This window comes from Sciscionella marina DSM 45152 (assembly GCF_000379465.1).
Classification (GTDB): domain Bacteria; phylum Actinomycetota; class Actinomycetes; order Mycobacteriales; family Pseudonocardiaceae; genus Sciscionella; species Sciscionella marina.
Window position 1 is genome coordinate 396,392 of sequence record NZ_KB905392.1, and the last position, 14,223, is coordinate 410,614.

The 14,223-nt window shown below is 68.5% G+C and carries 17 protein-coding genes; 8 read left to right on the forward strand and 9 right to left on the reverse strand.

All coding sequences use genetic code 11. The annotated features are described in order from the left end of the window. Positions 1-12: 12 nt before the first annotated feature. Genes A37U_RS0118825 through A37U_RS53740 form a run of 5 tightly spaced genes read right to left on the reverse strand, consistent with a single transcriptional unit; the run spans position 13 to position 3,247 of the window. Complete coding sequence (locus tag A37U_RS0118825; RefSeq protein WP_020498219.1) at positions 13-441, reverse strand: limonene-1,2-epoxide hydrolase family protein; 429 nt, start codon at positions 439-441, stop codon at positions 13-15. 35 nt (positions 442-476) lie between these two features. After that, positions 477-1,325, reverse strand: a complete 849-nt coding sequence (locus A37U_RS0118830; RefSeq protein WP_020498220.1) for an alpha/beta hydrolase — start codon at positions 1,323-1,325, stop codon at positions 477-479. Further along, complete coding sequence (locus A37U_RS0118835; protein ID WP_020498221.1) at positions 1,322-2,503, reverse strand: sialidase family protein; 1,182 nt, start codon at positions 2,501-2,503, stop codon at positions 1,322-1,324. Before A37U_RS0118835 ends, A37U_RS0118830 begins: the two co-directional genes overlap by 4 nt. Before the next feature lie 25 nt (positions 2,504-2,528). Next, a complete protein-coding gene (locus tag A37U_RS53735; RefSeq protein ID WP_020498222.1) occupies positions 2,529-2,855 on the reverse strand; it encodes a winged helix-turn-helix domain-containing protein in 327 nt (108 codons plus the stop codon). Next, a complete protein-coding gene (locus tag A37U_RS53740) occupies positions 2,852-3,247 on the reverse strand; it encodes a hypothetical protein (protein ID WP_240437610.1) in 396 nt (131 codons plus the stop codon). Before A37U_RS53740 ends, A37U_RS53735 begins: the two co-directional genes overlap by 4 nt. Before the next feature lie 53 nt (positions 3,248-3,300). Here A37U_RS53740 and A37U_RS0118850 point away from each other — a divergent pair, with 53 nt between their 5' ends. Beyond that, a complete protein-coding gene (locus A37U_RS0118850; RefSeq protein WP_020498224.1) occupies positions 3,301-3,783 on the forward strand; it encodes a DUF309 domain-containing protein in 483 nt (160 codons plus the stop codon). Here A37U_RS0118850 and A37U_RS0118855 read toward each other — a convergent pair. Continuing rightward, the gene (locus A37U_RS0118855) at positions 3,765-4,460 is read right to left on the reverse strand and encodes an O-methyltransferase (protein WP_157182889.1); all 696 of its coding nucleotides are present in this window, start codon (positions 4,458-4,460) and stop codon (positions 3,765-3,767) included. The genes A37U_RS0118850 and A37U_RS0118855 overlap by 19 nt on opposite strands. A 23-nt stretch (positions 4,461-4,483) precedes the next feature. Here A37U_RS0118855 and A37U_RS0118860 point away from each other — a divergent pair, with 23 nt between their 5' ends. After that, entirely contained in the window at positions 4,484-5,725 is a 1,242-nt protein-coding gene (locus tag A37U_RS0118860; protein ID WP_020498226.1) for a cytochrome P450, read from the forward strand. On the opposite strand, the gene A37U_RS44250 is transcribed toward A37U_RS0118860, so the two are convergent. After that, complete coding sequence (locus A37U_RS44250; protein WP_020498227.1) at positions 5,689-7,146, reverse strand: hypothetical protein; 1,458 nt, start codon at positions 7,144-7,146, stop codon at positions 5,689-5,691. The two genes, A37U_RS0118860 and A37U_RS44250, sit on opposite strands and share 37 nt — an antisense overlap. A 166-nt stretch (positions 7,147-7,312) precedes the next feature. Here A37U_RS44250 and A37U_RS0118870 point away from each other — a divergent pair, with 166 nt between their 5' ends. The 4 genes from A37U_RS0118870 to A37U_RS54905 are packed head-to-tail and all read left to right on the forward strand — an operon-like array spanning position 7,313 to position 9,266. After that, on the forward strand, positions 7,313-8,068 hold the full coding sequence (locus A37U_RS0118870; protein ID WP_026197364.1) for a decaprenylphospho-beta-D-erythro-pentofuranosid-2-ulose 2-reductase: 756 nt from the start codon (positions 7,313-7,315) through the stop codon (positions 8,066-8,068). Between the two features lie 44 nt (positions 8,069-8,112). Beyond that, positions 8,113-8,619, forward strand: a complete 507-nt coding sequence (locus tag A37U_RS0118875; RefSeq protein WP_020498229.1) for a helix-turn-helix domain-containing protein — start codon at positions 8,113-8,115, stop codon at positions 8,617-8,619. Next, positions 8,577-8,987 carry a nucleotidyl transferase AbiEii/AbiGii toxin family protein gene (locus A37U_RS52960; RefSeq protein ID WP_205622956.1) on the forward strand — a complete coding sequence of 137 codons (411 nt, stop codon included), beginning with the start codon at positions 8,577-8,579 and terminating at the stop codon, positions 8,985-8,987. The genes A37U_RS0118875 and A37U_RS52960 overlap by 43 nt, the downstream gene beginning before the upstream one ends. A 12-nt stretch (positions 8,988-8,999) precedes the next feature. After that, positions 9,000-9,266, forward strand: coding sequence for a hypothetical protein (locus A37U_RS54905; protein WP_420806250.1), 267 nt, complete (start codon positions 9,000-9,002; stop codon positions 9,264-9,266). On the opposite strand, the gene A37U_RS0118885 is transcribed toward A37U_RS54905, so the two are convergent. Both A37U_RS0118885 and A37U_RS0118890 read right to left on the reverse strand, forming a co-directional pair. Then, on the reverse strand, positions 9,254-10,168 hold the full coding sequence (locus tag A37U_RS0118885) for a decaprenyl-phosphate phosphoribosyltransferase (protein ID WP_020498231.1): 915 nt from the start codon (positions 10,166-10,168) through the stop codon (positions 9,254-9,256). The genes A37U_RS54905 and A37U_RS0118885 overlap by 13 nt on opposite strands. After that, a complete protein-coding gene (locus A37U_RS0118890) occupies positions 10,161-10,733 on the reverse strand; it encodes a phosphatase PAP2 family protein (RefSeq protein WP_020498232.1) in 573 nt (190 codons plus the stop codon). Before A37U_RS0118890 ends, A37U_RS0118885 begins: the two co-directional genes overlap by 8 nt. A gap of 247 nt (positions 10,734-10,980) precedes the next feature. On the opposite strand from A37U_RS0118890, the gene mptB reads away from it, so the two are divergent. Both mptB and A37U_RS0118900 read left to right on the forward strand, forming a co-directional pair. After that, a complete protein-coding gene (mptB, locus tag A37U_RS0118895; RefSeq protein ID WP_020498233.1) occupies positions 10,981-12,606 on the forward strand; it encodes a polyprenol phosphomannose-dependent alpha 1,6 mannosyltransferase MptB in 1,626 nt (541 codons plus the stop codon). A gap of 16 nt (positions 12,607-12,622) precedes the next feature. Further along, positions 12,623-14,218 (forward strand): glycosyltransferase family protein, encoded by a 1,596-nt coding sequence (locus A37U_RS0118900; protein ID WP_020498234.1) that lies wholly within the window; start codon positions 12,623-12,625, stop codon positions 14,216-14,218. Positions 14,219-14,223: the final 5 nt, after the last annotated feature.

Genomic DNA, 14,223 nt, shown 5'->3' on the forward strand with positions numbered 1-14,223 from the left:
CCCGGCTCACGGTCAGCGCGCCGCGCCGCGCAGCGACCCGGCGATCGCCCGCATCGCACCGGCCAGGCTCGCCCCGGCCACATTCGCCCAGTCGAAATAGTCCCGCCAGAGCTGGATACGGCCCTCGCGCACCTCGAAGGTCCCGCACACCCAGAACCGGGACTCCCAGCGGCCCACGATCAGGGTGTCCATCCGCTCGGTGAGCACGACGGGCCCGTTGCCCGCGATGTTCACCAGCTCCGCGCGGAAGCCGGTGCCGTAGCGTGTCATGGCGCGCAGGGTCTTCTCCACCGCGCCGATTCCGCGCGCGGCGGGCAGCGACACGTTGTGGTAGACCATGTCCTCGTCCCCGAGGCCGATCGCGGTGTCCAGGTCGAATTCCTCAAGCGCGGTGAGGAAGGCCCGCACGGTCGCGATCTCCGGGGTGTCCACATCAGCCATGTCGCGACGGTAGACCCGCGCGGACGGCGCGCCAATCACCCGGCGAGGTAGGCGAGCAGTTCGGCGGCGCGGGCCGGGCGGATCAGGAAGCCGACGTGGCTGCTCTCCAACGTCCGCACTTCGAAGGGGTTCTCCGGCAGGTGCGCATCGGCCTCGGCGATGAACCGGTCCTGCAGCGCGAGCGGTAGCGACCGGTCCCCGGCAAGCCGGATGTAGCTGCGCGGTATCCGGCCCCAGTTCGCCAGGTCGGCCTTGCCGAGTTCACCACCACCGTCGAGACTCTCATCGGGTTCGAGGGTGTTGAGGTAGGCGAGCAGTTCGCTCATCGAGCCGTCCGCGAGCATCGCGGCCCGCAGTGCGGCGAGCAGTCCGGGATCGGCGGTGCGCCAGTTCATCCGCAGCACGCCCAGCGTGGCGGGATCCCCGAGGAGCACTCCCGCGGTGTCGTTCAGCGCACTGTTCGCGTGTTCGGGACCGCTCTGGTAATCCTCGACGGTGCCGTCCACACAGCACCAGGCACCGATGTAGACGATCCGGCTCAGCAGCTCGGGCACCGCGTTACCGACTCCGGTGAGCGCGAGGCCGCCCCTGCTGTGCCCGGCGAGGATGACCGGACCGTGCTCGACGGCACGGCGCACCACCCCGGTCACGTGCTCGATGGTGTCCGCGAAGGTGTATCGGCTCAGCACCGGTTCCGCTCCGGCGAACCCCTCGAGATCCTGGGGCGCCTGATAGGCCGCGGAGAAGGCCGCGCCCGGACCGTGCCCGGGCAGATCCACGGCGAGCCCGCGATGGCCACGCAGCGCGAGCTCACGCAGCAACGGAGCCCAGGTGTACGAGTTGCTGTTCGAGCCGTGGACGAAAACGAACGTCGGGCCGCTCACCGCGGTTTCAGCTCCCCGGTCCCGTAGTAGGTCTTGCACACCTTGCCGTCGAGATCGGTGGTGACCTCAGTGGCACTGCGCCCGTCCTGGGAGGCCACGATCGAGGGGCTGAAGTTCTTGCACTGCTTGTTGTCCGGCTTGTCCACGGGCACCGGGGCGGGCATCTCGTACCAGTTCCCCGCGCCAAGGTGGTCGTTGCCGAGCACCGTGTTCCCGTTGCCCGGGGCGTAGCTGCCATCCTTTTTCACCAGGATCTCGCTCATCAGCAGCACGGTGCCGTGCTGCCCCGGACCGGGACTCCAGCTGATCGTCGGGGTATGTCGCGCGTACTTGCCGTCCGGGGTGCGCACGAGGGTGCCGAGATCGTGCGGGTCACCGTAGTTCCAGCCGTCCGCCGAGGTACGCGTGTACACGCTGCACAGGTGCGCGGGATCGTTGTTGCACACCTCGTAGGCGAGCAGATACGTGCCGTTGGGTAACCGGAGCGCGCTGGCCATGCCCGGGCGCACCGACCATTGTTCGTTCACCACGGTTTCCCGGTAACCGCCCCAGTGCACCCCGTCCGTGGACCGCACCTGCACCAGTTTCTGGTCGTGATGGCTCTTGTCGCTCTCGTCGGAGTAGAACACGACGAGGCTGCCGTCCTTGGCCACCTCGAGCTCGGGCTCCCAGATCGGATCACTGGTCGGGGAGGTCGCGATGGTGGAGACGAAGGACCAGGACCGGCCGCGGTCCTCGGATTTCCACAGCCGCAGCTGAGTCCGGCGCTGCGCGTCCGGTGCGTTGAAGCCCACGGTATCGGCCCACAGCAGGGTGCCCTCCTCCAGCGAACCGACGTCCTGGGGCAGCTCGTAGAACGCCCCACAGCAGATCCCCCGGCCGTTCGCGGCCTCGGGATCCTTGATCGTCGAGAGCCGCTGGAAGGTCCGGCCCCCATCGAAGCTCTGGTGGATGATCCCGATGCCGTCTTTGCCCGACCAGCCCTCGATGCTGGTCAGAATGCGGCCGTTGGCGAAGCCGTTGTGCGCGAGCCGCAGGATCCGCGGATAGGTGCTCGCCTTGTCGTAGAGCACGTTCCGCTGTGCCGCGCCCGCCTGCGCGGACACCAGTGTGGTGCCGAGCAGCAGGAGAACGGCGGTCAGGATCAGGCGTCTGCTGCTTCTCGACCTCTTGCGCACGAGTACGCACGTTAGCACTATTCGTTCAGGATTCGATACGTTCCACACCATCCCGGAGCGCGCTCTGTCCGATCGTGCGCAACGTCGCGTAGTGTCCCTCGAACGCCGCCTTCCCCTGCTCGGTGATCGCCAGCCAGGTGCGCGGGCGTTTGCCGACATACCCCTTGTCCACGGTGAGATAACCGGCTTCCTCGAGCACCCCGATGTGTTTGGACAGCAGGGAATCGCTGACCTCGAGGGTGTCCCGGAGCAGCCGGAACTCCACCTTCTCGGCGGCCGCGAGAGCAGCCATCAGGGAGAACCGCACCGGGGTGTGGATCAGCTCGTCGAGCCGGTGCCGCGGATGAGTCACCGCAGCCGTCGCAGCACGAGCACGGCCTCGATGAGCACCGGTACCGCCGTCACCACCCCGCAGGCCAGCCACACCAGCGGCCGGTCGCCGAACAGGCGCGGGCCGAGGAACCCGCACAGCACCACGGTGAGCCCGGCCCACGGCCACATCCACCAGTTGCTGGTGTGTGGGCGCACGGCCTGGTTTCGCTGCCATCGCCCGGCCACGTAGATCAGCACCATGGTCGACAGCGCGATGACGATCGCGTAGGCCGTCCCCGTCGCCAGTGGCACCAGCGTGTCCCAGGCGACCGTGAACGCGGCGAACCCGAACAGGAACCACCCGTACCACCGCGCGGCCCTGCGGACCCGGGCGGCGGCGTCCTCGGCACCGCGGATCAGATCCTCACTCATGTTCACCTACTTTACCGCCATTCAAGTAGATGAGCAACGGTACAGTCGCGGCCATGGCAACCGAACGCGACCGCGATGACGGGGGCCGCGCGCGCAACTCCCGCCCCCGCGACGGGCTCGGCAGGCCGCTGCCGCACGGGGCGGAGGGCGTCGAACGCCTGGAGGAGGGCACGGTGCGCAGCCCGGCGGAATCGCTCGAGCTGGCGCAGCGCCTGCTCGACGAGGGCAAGCCGTTCCACGCCCACGAGGTCCTCGAGGACGCGTGGAAAAGCTGCCCGCCATCCGAACGGGAGCTCTGGCGCGGTCTGGCCCAGCTCGCGGTCGGACTCACCCATCTGGCCCGCGGCAATCAGACCGGAGGCCGCTCGCTGCTCGAACGGGGCGCGGAGAACATCGCCGAGTTCGCCACCGCCGCGCCGCACGGCATCGCGGTCAGCTCGCTGATCGACTGGTCCCGGCTGACGATCGGGCAGCTGTCCCCGGACCGTCCCGCCCCGGATCCGGCGGCGATCGCCCCTCAGCTCAGCGCGAAGTAGAGCATCGGATTCGTCTTGCTCGCCTTGATGTCCTCGGTGAACCCGAGCTCGGCGCGCAGGGCACACAGCGCATCGAACTCATCCCGCGCCCTGGCCCGTGCCGCGGTGAACCAGGGCTCGCGCCGGGTGTCCAGCCAGTCCAGCACGACCCGGCCCTCGGAGAGCGGTTTGGCGAAGCGCCAGTGGAACACATCGTGCACGCTGACGTTCATCGGCCAGGAACACGGATCGAGCAGTGCCCGCACGTACCAGCGGGCGAACCGCGCCCCGTGATCGGCGTCGATGAACAGGTACTCGGTCCGCTCCGGGAGTGCGGGCATCGTCTCGCGCGCGTCCCCCGGCCGGAACTCCCAGCTGCCGCGCAGCTCGGCGGGTACCGTCTCGCGCACCCGTTCGGCGATGTCGTGTGAACGCAGCATCCCGGTCCCGTTGTCCCGCAGCGCGCGCAGGATCCAGGTGGTGGACCAGCCGTGCAGCGTGCCCAGCTCCACCACCAGCTGCGGGCGCCGCGCCCGCAGCAACAGGTAGGTGATCTCGGCCTCGATGTCGTCGAGCTGCGCGGTGAACCCCTTCCCGCTCGCGGCGAGAAATTCCCGCTGCTCGGCACGCACCCGGTGCAGGTCTTCGGCGTATTCGGGGTAGAGCCTGCGGATCTCGGCTCCGGTCACGGCTACCACGGGGGAAGGATATCGTGTCGGTCATGACCACCCTGCGATCCCGCGTCACCGCGTGGGCCGTGCGCAAGTACCTGCCACGCAAGCTGATGCCGCTGCACCGCGATGAGCTCGACCCGGTCGCCGCGCTCGGCGCGACCCGGGAACGCGAGCCGGTGAGCAAGGTGTCACTGCCCTTCGTCGGGGTGAACGTGTGGCTGGTCACCGGGTACGAGGAAGCCAAGACCGTGCTCGGCAAGGCGAAGCAGTTCAGCAACGACTTCACCCGGCTGTCCAGTATCGGGCTGGATTTCGACGATCCCGGCGGGCTCGGGTTCACCGATCCGCCCGCGCACACCCGGATGCGCAAGATGCTCACCCCCGAGTTCACCATGCGCAGGCTCTCCCGGCTGACCCCGCGCATCACCGAGATCGTGAACGGCCAGCTGGACGAGATCGCCGCGAGTGCCCAGCCGGTCGACCTGATGGAGCACTTCGCGCTGCCGATCCCGTCCAAGACGATCTGCGAACTGCTCGGCATGCCCTACGACCAGCGCGAGGAGTTCCAGCGGCTGTCCACCGAGCGGTTCGACCTGTTCAACGGGGCCACCGAATCGATCGGCGCGATGTCCGAGGCAATGGAGTACCTGCGTGAGACCGTGCGCGCGGAGCGCAAGAACCCCGGCGAGGGGCTGCTCGGCATGCTGGTGCGCGAACACGGCGACAACATGGACGACGAGGAACTCACCGGCCTGGCCGACGGGCTGCTCACCGGCGGGCTCGAGACCACCACGAGCATGCTCGCGCTCGGGGCCATCGTGCTGCTGCGCGACCGGGACACCTTCGAGCTCGTTCGCACCGATGACGAGGTGGTCCCCGGATTCGTCGAGGAACTGCTGCGCTACCTCACCGTGGTGCAGGCCGCGTTCCTGCGCTTCGCCCTCGAGGACATGGAGATCGGCGGAAAGCGGATCGCCAAGGACGACATCGTGATCGTCTCGCTTTCCGGGGCGGACCGGGATCCCGCGATCCTGCCCGAGGGCCGCACCGACGAGTCCGGGCTGGACACCTTCGACCCGCGCCGGCCGAGCACCTCGCACCTGGCCTTCGGCTACGGCATCCACCGCTGCGTGGGCGCGGAACTGGCGAAGATGGAACTGCGCGCGGCTTATCCGGCACTGGTGCGCCGGTTCCCGAACATGCGCCTGGCGAAGGACAGCGAGCAGCTGTCCTACCGCAAGGCATCCATCGTCTACGGCGTGGAATCGCTTCCCGTGGTGCTCGACTGACGGTTGCTCGACCGACGGCCGCGCAGCAGGGCGGTCAGCCCGATCGCCCCGGCCACCGGGAACAGCACCAGGCCGGGTAACTGGTAGCGCCAGGAGAACTCGAAGGCGTCCGTGCCGACGAGCAGCAGCACCGCGGATCCGGTCGCCAGCAGCGCGGCCGAACGCAGCCGCCCGCTCCTGCGGAACACGCCGGCCACACCGAGCAGCCCGGCGATCGCGAGCGCCGGGCCCGGCGTGTAGCCGCCGTGGAACTGGTAGGCGCGCAGGAACCAGGCAAGCTGCGGCTGCACCGTCGGCCGCATCCCGTCGTACCGTTCGGTGTAGTCGTCGGGCGTCGGGTATTCCGCTCCATAGGTCGGGTAGTCGTACTGGAACTGCCAGCGCTCGATCGCCACATCCTTGTCGAAGGTCTTGCGTATCGGGGAGAAGCTCTTCCCGATGTCGATCAGGATCTTGCCGAGTACATCGAAGGGCTGCTGGAAGAGGACCTGCTTGCCGAACTGCCCGGCGAGCGCGAGCCGATCGGATCCGGGCGGCAGCGGGCCCGGCCAGTTCGGGTCCGTGTCGGCGTGCGTGTACCAGTCCACACCGAGCCGCTCGTCGAGCGGTTCTTTCGGGCAGAACACCCGCAGTTCCGGTTTCAGGTCGAGGGTCCGGCAATCCGCGACGGTGGCCGCCCTCCCGTAGAGCACGTTGCCCGAGGAGATCGTCAGCCCCCAGCGCCCGGTTGCCGAGTGGAAATAGGTCACGTACGGCACGAGCACCACGGCCAGCCCGACCGCGACGCCCAGCACCCGGGTCCCGATCAGCCGCCACTGCCGTGCCGGGATCGCCCCGCCCGCGAGGATCAGGTAACCGAGCACCGGGACCACGAGCACGATCCCGATCAGCCGCAGCAGCACCCCGAATCCGATCAGCACGCCGACCGCGGCCGCCGCGCGCCAGCTGGGCCCGCTGCCCCGCGCCAGCTGACCGCGGCGCCCGGCGAGCAGCCACAGGAGCCCGATCAGCACGCCCTGGAACCAGATCTCGGACATGATGTTCTGCTCGATCTGCAACTGGTACGCATCCAGCAGCAGCGCCGCCGAGGCGAGCGCGGCCACCCAGCGATACGCGCCGAGGCGCAGCGCCAGCGCGTAGATCCCGAGGGCGATCGCGAGTCCGGCGAGATGCTGCACGGCGGCCACGAGCGCGGTGCCGCCGATCCAGACGAACACGTTCAGCACGAGGTCGTAGCCGATCGGATTGAGCTGGACCGGGCTGAGCGCGGTGAGATTGTCCAGGTACCGGAACGAATCGATGTAGAGGATCGACGGCCGGTAGGCGATCCAGGTGAGCACCCGCAACACGAGGCCGATGCCGAGCAATGCGGCGAAGATCCAATGTTGCCGCGCAAGAACGGCAGCCCGCCGGATGATCATGTCGCGACGGTACAGGGAGCCGTGCCGCCGCCCGCCCGCCCATCACCGGGAGCACATCCGCACCCGGCTACGCTGTCCGGTGATGCGATCCGGCATCGAGTGGCGGTGACCCGCCGCTCGGTTTCGGCGAGGTATTCACCACCGATATGGCATGAAGGCTGGAACTGTGATCGACGCCGTTGGAAACCCGCAAACCGTCCTGCTGCTCGGCGGCACCTCCGATATCGGTCTCGCCGTGCTCGAGCAATACGCCGAGCGCAAGCCGATCACCGCGATCCTCGCCGCACGGGCATCCAAACGCAGGGACGAGGCCACCAAACGGCTCGAGAGCGCCGGTGCCACCGTGCGCACCCTGGACTTCGACGCGCGCGCCCCCAAGACACACGCCGAGGTGATCGGCGAGGCCTTCGCGCACGGTGACGTGGACATCGCGGTCGTCGCCTTCTCCGTGCTCGGCGACCAGGAGCAGGCCTGGACCGACGCGGACAAGGCCATCGAACTCGCCGAGGTCAACTACGTCGGCGCGGTCTCCACCGGGGTCGCGCTCGCCGAGCGGTTCCGCGCCCAGGGCCACGGCCACATCGTCGCCTTCTCCAGCGTCGCCGGGGAACGCGCGCGGCGGTCCAACTTCGCCTACGGCTCGAGCAAAGCCGGGTTCGACGCCTTCTACCTCGGGCTCACCGAGGCGCTGCGCCCCTCCGGCGTGCACGTCACCGTGGTGCGCCCCGGATTCGTGCACACCAAGATGACCGAGGGCGCCAAGCCGACCCCGCTGGCCACCACGCCCGAGAAGGTCGCCGACATCGTGGTCGACTCCGTGGCCAAGCACCGCGAGCTGGTCTGGGCCCCGGCCCAGTGGCGCTGGGTGATGAGCGCACTGCGGCACGTCCCGCGCCCGATCTTCCGCAAGCTCCCGATCTGAGCACAGACGTATCCCATCGGATACATTTGTGGCGGAGGTACCCGATGGAACTGCTTGGCAGAATTCGCCGGGCGACCGGGGCGAGCCAGCAATGGCTGGCCGAACGCGCCGGCACCTCGCGAACCACTTTGTCCGCCTACGAGCACGGCGCGAAGTCGCCGACCGTGGAAACAGCGGGCCGCATCCTCGCTGTACTCGGCTACGAAGTCACAGCCGCTCCGATCGTCACCTTCGCCTCAATTCCGGTCGGCAACCGGACGGTTCCGGTTCCCGATCGGCTGCCCCGGCTCGACCTCGATCGGGCCTTCGCAACCGTGTCCTTACCGCTCCACCTGAACTGGTCTAACCCGGATCGCATCTACCACCTCGATCAGCGCAGGGACCGAGCGCTCGTATACGAAACGGTGCTCATCGAAGGGACGGCCGAGGACGTTCTCGGCTACGTCGACGGCGCCCTGCTCATCGATCTCTGGCCGACTCTGGTGATCCCTTCCGAGGTGCGCACGGCATGGGCACCATTGGTCGAGAATGGCCTCCGGCAGGCGGCATGACCCCGCCGTACTCCGGCCGCGATACGACATTGAGCGAGTTCCAGCCCGAAGTGACCACACTGTTCTTCGAGCTGCCGTCGAGTCATGGATTTGTCCTCGCCGGTGGCGGCGCACTCATCGCACAGCGGCTCAGCGACCGTCCGACCCGGGATCTCGACTTCTTCGCTTCCGAAACAGCCGCCGTTTCCCGCGCCCGTACTGCTTTCGAACACGCGGCGGCCGTGCGCGGATGGCATGTCGAATGTGTGCATGATGGCACGACGTTCTGCCGCCTGCTGGTGCAGGGAGCGGAGCCCCTGATCGTCGACATCGCACTGGATTCAAAACCGGAGTATCCGCACGTTCCCAGTCCCGCCGGGCCGACGTAGGCTCCTCGCGAACTGGCCGGCCGCAAAACACTGGCTCTGTTCGTTCGCGCCACGGCACGTGATTTCGTCGACGTCTACGAACTCGCCGAGAAATTCGGTAGGCGGACACTGCTCGCGGAGGCGGCGAAAATCGACGCCGGATTCGACACGCATGTCTTCGCGGAAATGCTCGGGACACTCGATCGATTCGACGATCAAGACCTGGCGACGCGCGATGTTGCCACGGTGCGGACATTTTTCGCACAGTGGCGAGGCGAACTGAGCGCTCAGCCCACGTAGACGGCCATGGTGACGGTGGCCGCCCAGAGCACACCGAGGATCGGCAGCACCGGGTCGCCGAGCACGATGTCCTCCGGAGCACCGGCCGCATGGTTGTCCACGTCGACGGCGTAGCGCAGGATCGCAATCACGAACGGGACCACCGAGATCCAGGACCACACGGAGCTGGAGATCGGGTGCACGGTGAGAGTCCACAGGGTGTACATGACCACGGTGACGGTGGCGGCCAGAGCCCAGACGAACCGCAGGTAGGACGGCGAGTAGGAGTGCAGCACCTTGCGGGTGAGCTTCTGGTCCTTCTTGTCGATCAGGGCCCGTTCGGCGGCGCGCTTCCCGGCCACCATGTACAGGGCCCCGAAGGCGCAGAACATCACGAACCACGGCGAGATCTTCACCTCGGTGGCCACCCCGCCGGTGACCGCGCGCAGCACGAAGCCGGAGGCCACGGCGAACATCTCGAGCACCGGCTGGTGTTTGAGCCCGAAGCAGTAGGCGAGCTGGATGACCTCGTAGGCGGCGATGACCAGCAGCAGCTGCCAGGAGACGAGCAAGCACAGCGCGAGCGCGGCGAGCATGAGCACGACGCCGACGCCATAGGCGACCGAGAGCGGCACCGCGCCGGAGGCGATCGGGCGGAATCGTTTCTTCGGGTGCCTGCGATCCGCCTCGACATCCCGGGCGTCGTTGATCAGGTAGGTGCCCGCCGCGGCGACGGTGAACACCACGAAGGCCAGGATGGTGGCCAGCAGCACGTGCTCGGTGAACAGCTGGCCCGCGACGAACGGCGCCGTCGCCACGAGCACGTTCTTGATCCACTGCTTGGGCCGGATCGCCGCGATCAGGCCGAGTATCAGCCGGACCGGTTTCACCGCGGTGGTCTGTGCCTGGGTGGTTTCACTCATGACTCTCGCCGTTTCGCTGGTTCGCCGCTTTCCCGATGGCCGCGCCGAGCACCGCGCCGGTGAGCACGTCGCTCGGGTAGTGCACGCCGAGCAGGAGTCTGCTCAACGCCATCACCGGGAGCGCGACCCGGCCGAACCGCAGGCCGAGCAGCGGGCCGAACACGACCGCGGCGCTCGCGGTGGACATGGCGTGCGCGGAGGGCATGGAAAGCGAGCTCGGGGTCTTCGCGAGCACCTGCACCCGCTCGTCGTGCGGGCGCGGACGGCGCACCACGCGCTTGATCAGGATCGCCCCGGCGTGTGAGGCGGCGACCGCGCCGGTCGCGGTGATCCACCGCGTGCGGCGCTCGCCGTCCACCGCGGCGCCGAGCAGGCCGATGACCAGCCAGCCGATGGCGTGTTCCCCCGCCGCGGACAGCGCCCGCGCGCCACTGACAAGGGGGGCCTTGTCGAGTGCGGACTGCACGCTGCGCAGGACCGCGGTGTCGGCACGGTGGAAACGGTCCAGCACCGTCCCCGCTCCGTTGTCTGTGTTCTGCCGTCGCGCCGTTTCGCTCGTGGCCATCTCGCTCGCTTCTGGCTCGTGCCGGATCCGGGTACCCGGGACATGAGCATGCCCCGATAAACAGGCTATCGGGGAGGTTCGGCGCCCCACGCGCCGGGAACCCGAAACTCGTCAACGTGGCGCCGACCACAGCATCCGGCCGATTCCGGAGGGTCAGCTGACCATGCCACACCAGGATCGGGCACACTGGACGGGCGTGTGCCCGAGCTTCGGCACCCGGAAACCAGGACAAGTGCGGAGAGGCGTGATGCGTGTGTCGCCGACAGTTGGGCAGCAGGTCGAACCTGCAGACCCGGCACTCGACGACAAGTCGGTCGCGGCGAAGCCGGAAACCACCCAGCGAAGCGGCGGCCCACCAGCCCGTCGCGGGGATCGCCGCCTGTACCGGTTACTCATCCACCCCGCTACCCAGATCGCCGCGGCACTGCTCGGCCTGCTCGGCACCATCGCCACCGCGATCGTGGGTCTCGAGGCCGGGCGTCTTCCCGAGGACCCGAGCCGGATGTGGTGGTTCACCCTCCCGCAGAGCTGGTTCGACAACCCGAGCACGCTGCGCCTGGTCTTCTACCTCGGCCTCGCCGCGCTCACTATCGGCTGGTTCACACTCGGCCTCGGGGTGCGTGCGGGACGTTGGCGCATCCGCCAGCTCTGGGCCGTCGGCGGCACCTGGGCGCTGCCCTGGCTGGTCGCCCCGGTCGCACTGAGCACCGACGTCTACACCTACCTCGGCCAGGGCCTCGTGCTGCGCGCGGGCAACAACCCGTACACCAACGGTCCCGCGACGGCCGGGCTCACCGATCTGCTCCAGCACCGCATTCCCGGCATCTGGATGGACGTACCGTCCCCGTACGGCCCGGGGTTCATGGGCATCGACTCGCTGATCGCCCCGCTGGCCCGCGACCATCCGACGACGGCGGTCGTGGTGATGCGGCTGCTGATGCTCGCCGGTCTCGCGCTGGCCGCGATCTGTGTTCCCCGGGTGGCCCGGTTCGCCGGTACGAACCCGGTGGTGGCCACCTGGATCGGGGTGACCAGCCCGCTCGCGCTCGGTGCCGTGGTGCTGTCCGGGCACAACGACGGGCTGATGATCGGGCTCGTGATGGCCGCGCTGGCGCTGTTCACCCGGCGCGACATCCGGTACTCGGCGCCCCTGGCCATCGGTGTGGCCACCTGCGCGATGATGATCAAGATCCCGGCCGCCGCCGTGGTCGCGATCCTCGGCTTCGCCTGGGCCTACCGCAGCAGGGCGGTCGGCAAACGGGTCACCAGGGTCGGGATCGCCTTCGGCATCTGCGTCGTGGTCACCGGCGTCGTCTCGCTGATCACCACGCTCGGGCTGCGCTGGATCAACCTCGACGCCATCAACTCCCCGAGCCGCGCCGCGCCGACGTTCACCCCGCTGAACGCGATCCAGCGGGCGATCTGTGACCTCGCCATGGACTGGTTCGGCATCGGCGAGGAGACGCTGCCCCGGGCCAATGTGCTCACCGGGATCCAGATCGTCACCTACCTGTGCGTGCTCGCCCTCGTGATCGCCGTGCTCGCCCGGCTGCCGAAGGTCGGCACCGCGCGGGCGAGCGCGATCCTGCTGACCGCGGTCATCATCGCCACCCCCGTGTTGTGGCCGTGGTATCTCGTCTGGCCGGTGCTCCTGCTCGGCGCGAGCATGCGCAGCAGGTGGCGGATCATCCCGATCCTTTTTGCGGGCGGTGCGCTGTTCCTGACCATGGCCGACGGCTCGCCGTACGACATCGGCACGACCGGTTCCGTCATCGAGGCCCTGCTGGTCATCGCCCTCGCCGTCGCGACCGGCCGCTGGGTGGTACGCAATGTCATCCGTACATCGCGGTCGGAAGTGACCGCTCACGTCTGAAACAGGCCCGCACTCCATGGGAAGCAGCACCATCACCCGTCCGAAACGGGAGGTTCCGGCCAACACCGGGAACACCATGCGCCAGTTCGGCTCGAGAACGCAGTGGTTCGCGCTGATCGCGCTGGTCGTCGGGCTGTTCGCCTACTGGCTGACGCACGCCGGGCTCACCGACGACGGGTACATCACCCTCGACTACGCTCGCGCGTTCGCCACCGACGGCACCTGGGGCATGACACCGGGGCTCGAATCGAACAGCGCGACCTCCCCGTTCAACGTGCTGCTGCTCGCCGGGCTGATGTTCCTGGCGAAGCTGATCACCGGAGAGACCTCGCCGATCATCGTGCTCGGCATCGTGACGGTCGCCGCGATGGTGGCCACCGCCGCGTGGTGGTCGGTGATCAGCAAGCGGCTCGGAATCTCCTGGAGCTCCGCGCTGACCGGGCTGGTGCTCGTCCTGCTCTCCCCGTTCGCGCTCTCCGTGGTCGGCCTGGAGACCCAGCTGCTGCTCGCCCTGCTCGTCGGGCTGTTCGCCGAGGGACTGCGCGGGCGCCCGGTGCTGTTCGGGGTGCTGGCCGGGCTGACCATCCTCACCAGGCTGGACAGCGTCATCGTGGTGTTCGCGCTGAGCCTCGCGCTCGCCGGCGTCCGCAGGAAGTGGTGGCGCGCCCTGGTCCCGACCCTGATCGTCGGCCTGCCCTGGTTCGTGACCAGCTGGCTGACCCTCGGCTCGGCCATACCGGACACGCTCGCCATCAAGCAGCAGACCGAGCTTCCCGGTGGCTGGACCTTCAAGACCGGACTGTGGCTGTTCGTCTCGAGTGCGAACTCGGCGGTGCCCGCGATCCTCTCGCTCATTCCCGCGGTGCTCGGCCTGATCGCGTTGATCTACTGGGTGGCGAAGGTGCGCGGCGGACGATTGGCGCCGCTGGCCATCCTCGGTGGCGCGGGAGTGCTGTACTTCCTGGTCTATCTGGCCATCGATCCCGCGGCGTTCCTGTGGTACTACGTGCCCACCGTCGCCCTGCTCACCTTCTTCTTCGCCGGCGCGCTCGACCCGCTCTCCATGCGGATCCGCGCCGTCCGCGCCTCGGCCCTGCGCGCGGTCGTCGGGCTCGTGCTCGCGGTCGGCACCCTGATTCCCGAGCTGCTGCACGGCCTGCCGTGGCAGACCCCGCCGATCTTCGGCAACTGGGCACTGCCGACCGAGTACATGCGGATCGGCAATGACCTCGCCACCCGGCTGAACGGCGAGGGCATGCTGGCGCCCGGCGAGGTGGGCACCCTGATGTTCGGCTGTCAGTGCGACATCATCGACCAGTTCTCCGACCGCGGCGCGGCGATCCCCTATCTGCGCAGGCAGGTGAACAAGGCCGGACCGTTGACCAAGTGGGCCTACGAGCTCAACTACGCGAACCTGGATTGGACCAAGCAGCGCACCCCGCTGCGCTGGCGGATGGAGTGGCATCCGGGCTGGATCAGTCCGCGACCGGATGTCTGGAACGTGCACTCCCCCGGCATCGGACCGGGGCACTTCATCATGCTGCCGATCGACGCGCCCAAGAGCCCGGTCATCTTCCCGCCGGAGAAGCCGTACTACCCGCCCGAGAGCTGAGAACC

Excerpts from the sequence above, each read along its gene's own strand:
- A37U_RS0118825 (WP_020498219.1), bottom strand. The coding sequence starts at position 441 with ATGGCTGATGTGGACACCCCGGAGATCGCGACCGTGCGGGCCTTCCTC.
- A37U_RS53740 (WP_240437610.1), bottom strand. The coding sequence starts at position 3,247 with ATGAGTGAGGATCTGATCCGCGGTGCCGAGGACGCCGCCGCCCGGGTC.
- A37U_RS0118850 (WP_020498224.1), top strand. The coding sequence starts at position 3,301 with ATGGCAACCGAACGCGACCGCGATGACGGGGGCCGCGCGCGCAACTCC.
- A37U_RS0118860 (WP_020498226.1), top strand. The coding sequence starts at position 4,484 with ATGACCACCCTGCGATCCCGCGTCACCGCGTGGGCCGTGCGCAAGTAC.
- A37U_RS44250 (WP_020498227.1), bottom strand. The coding sequence starts at position 7,146 with ATGATCATCCGGCGGGCTGCCGTTCTTGCGCGGCAACATTGGATCTTC.
- A37U_RS0118875 (WP_020498229.1), top strand. The coding sequence starts at position 8,113 with ATGGAACTGCTTGGCAGAATTCGCCGGGCGACCGGGGCGAGCCAGCAA.
- A37U_RS52960 (WP_205622956.1), top strand. The coding sequence starts at position 8,577 with ATGGGCACCATTGGTCGAGAATGGCCTCCGGCAGGCGGCATGACCCCG.
- A37U_RS0118885 (WP_020498231.1), bottom strand. The coding sequence starts at position 10,168 with ATGAGTGAAACCACCCAGGCACAGACCACCGCGGTGAAACCGGTCCGG.
- A37U_RS0118890 (WP_020498232.1), bottom strand. The coding sequence starts at position 10,733 with ATGGCCACGAGCGAAACGGCGCGACGGCAGAACACAGACAACGGAGCG.
- mptB (WP_020498233.1), top strand. The coding sequence starts at position 10,981 with ATGCGTGTGTCGCCGACAGTTGGGCAGCAGGTCGAACCTGCAGACCCG.
- A37U_RS0118900 (WP_020498234.1), top strand. The coding sequence starts at position 12,623 with ATGGGAAGCAGCACCATCACCCGTCCGAAACGGGAGGTTCCGGCCAAC.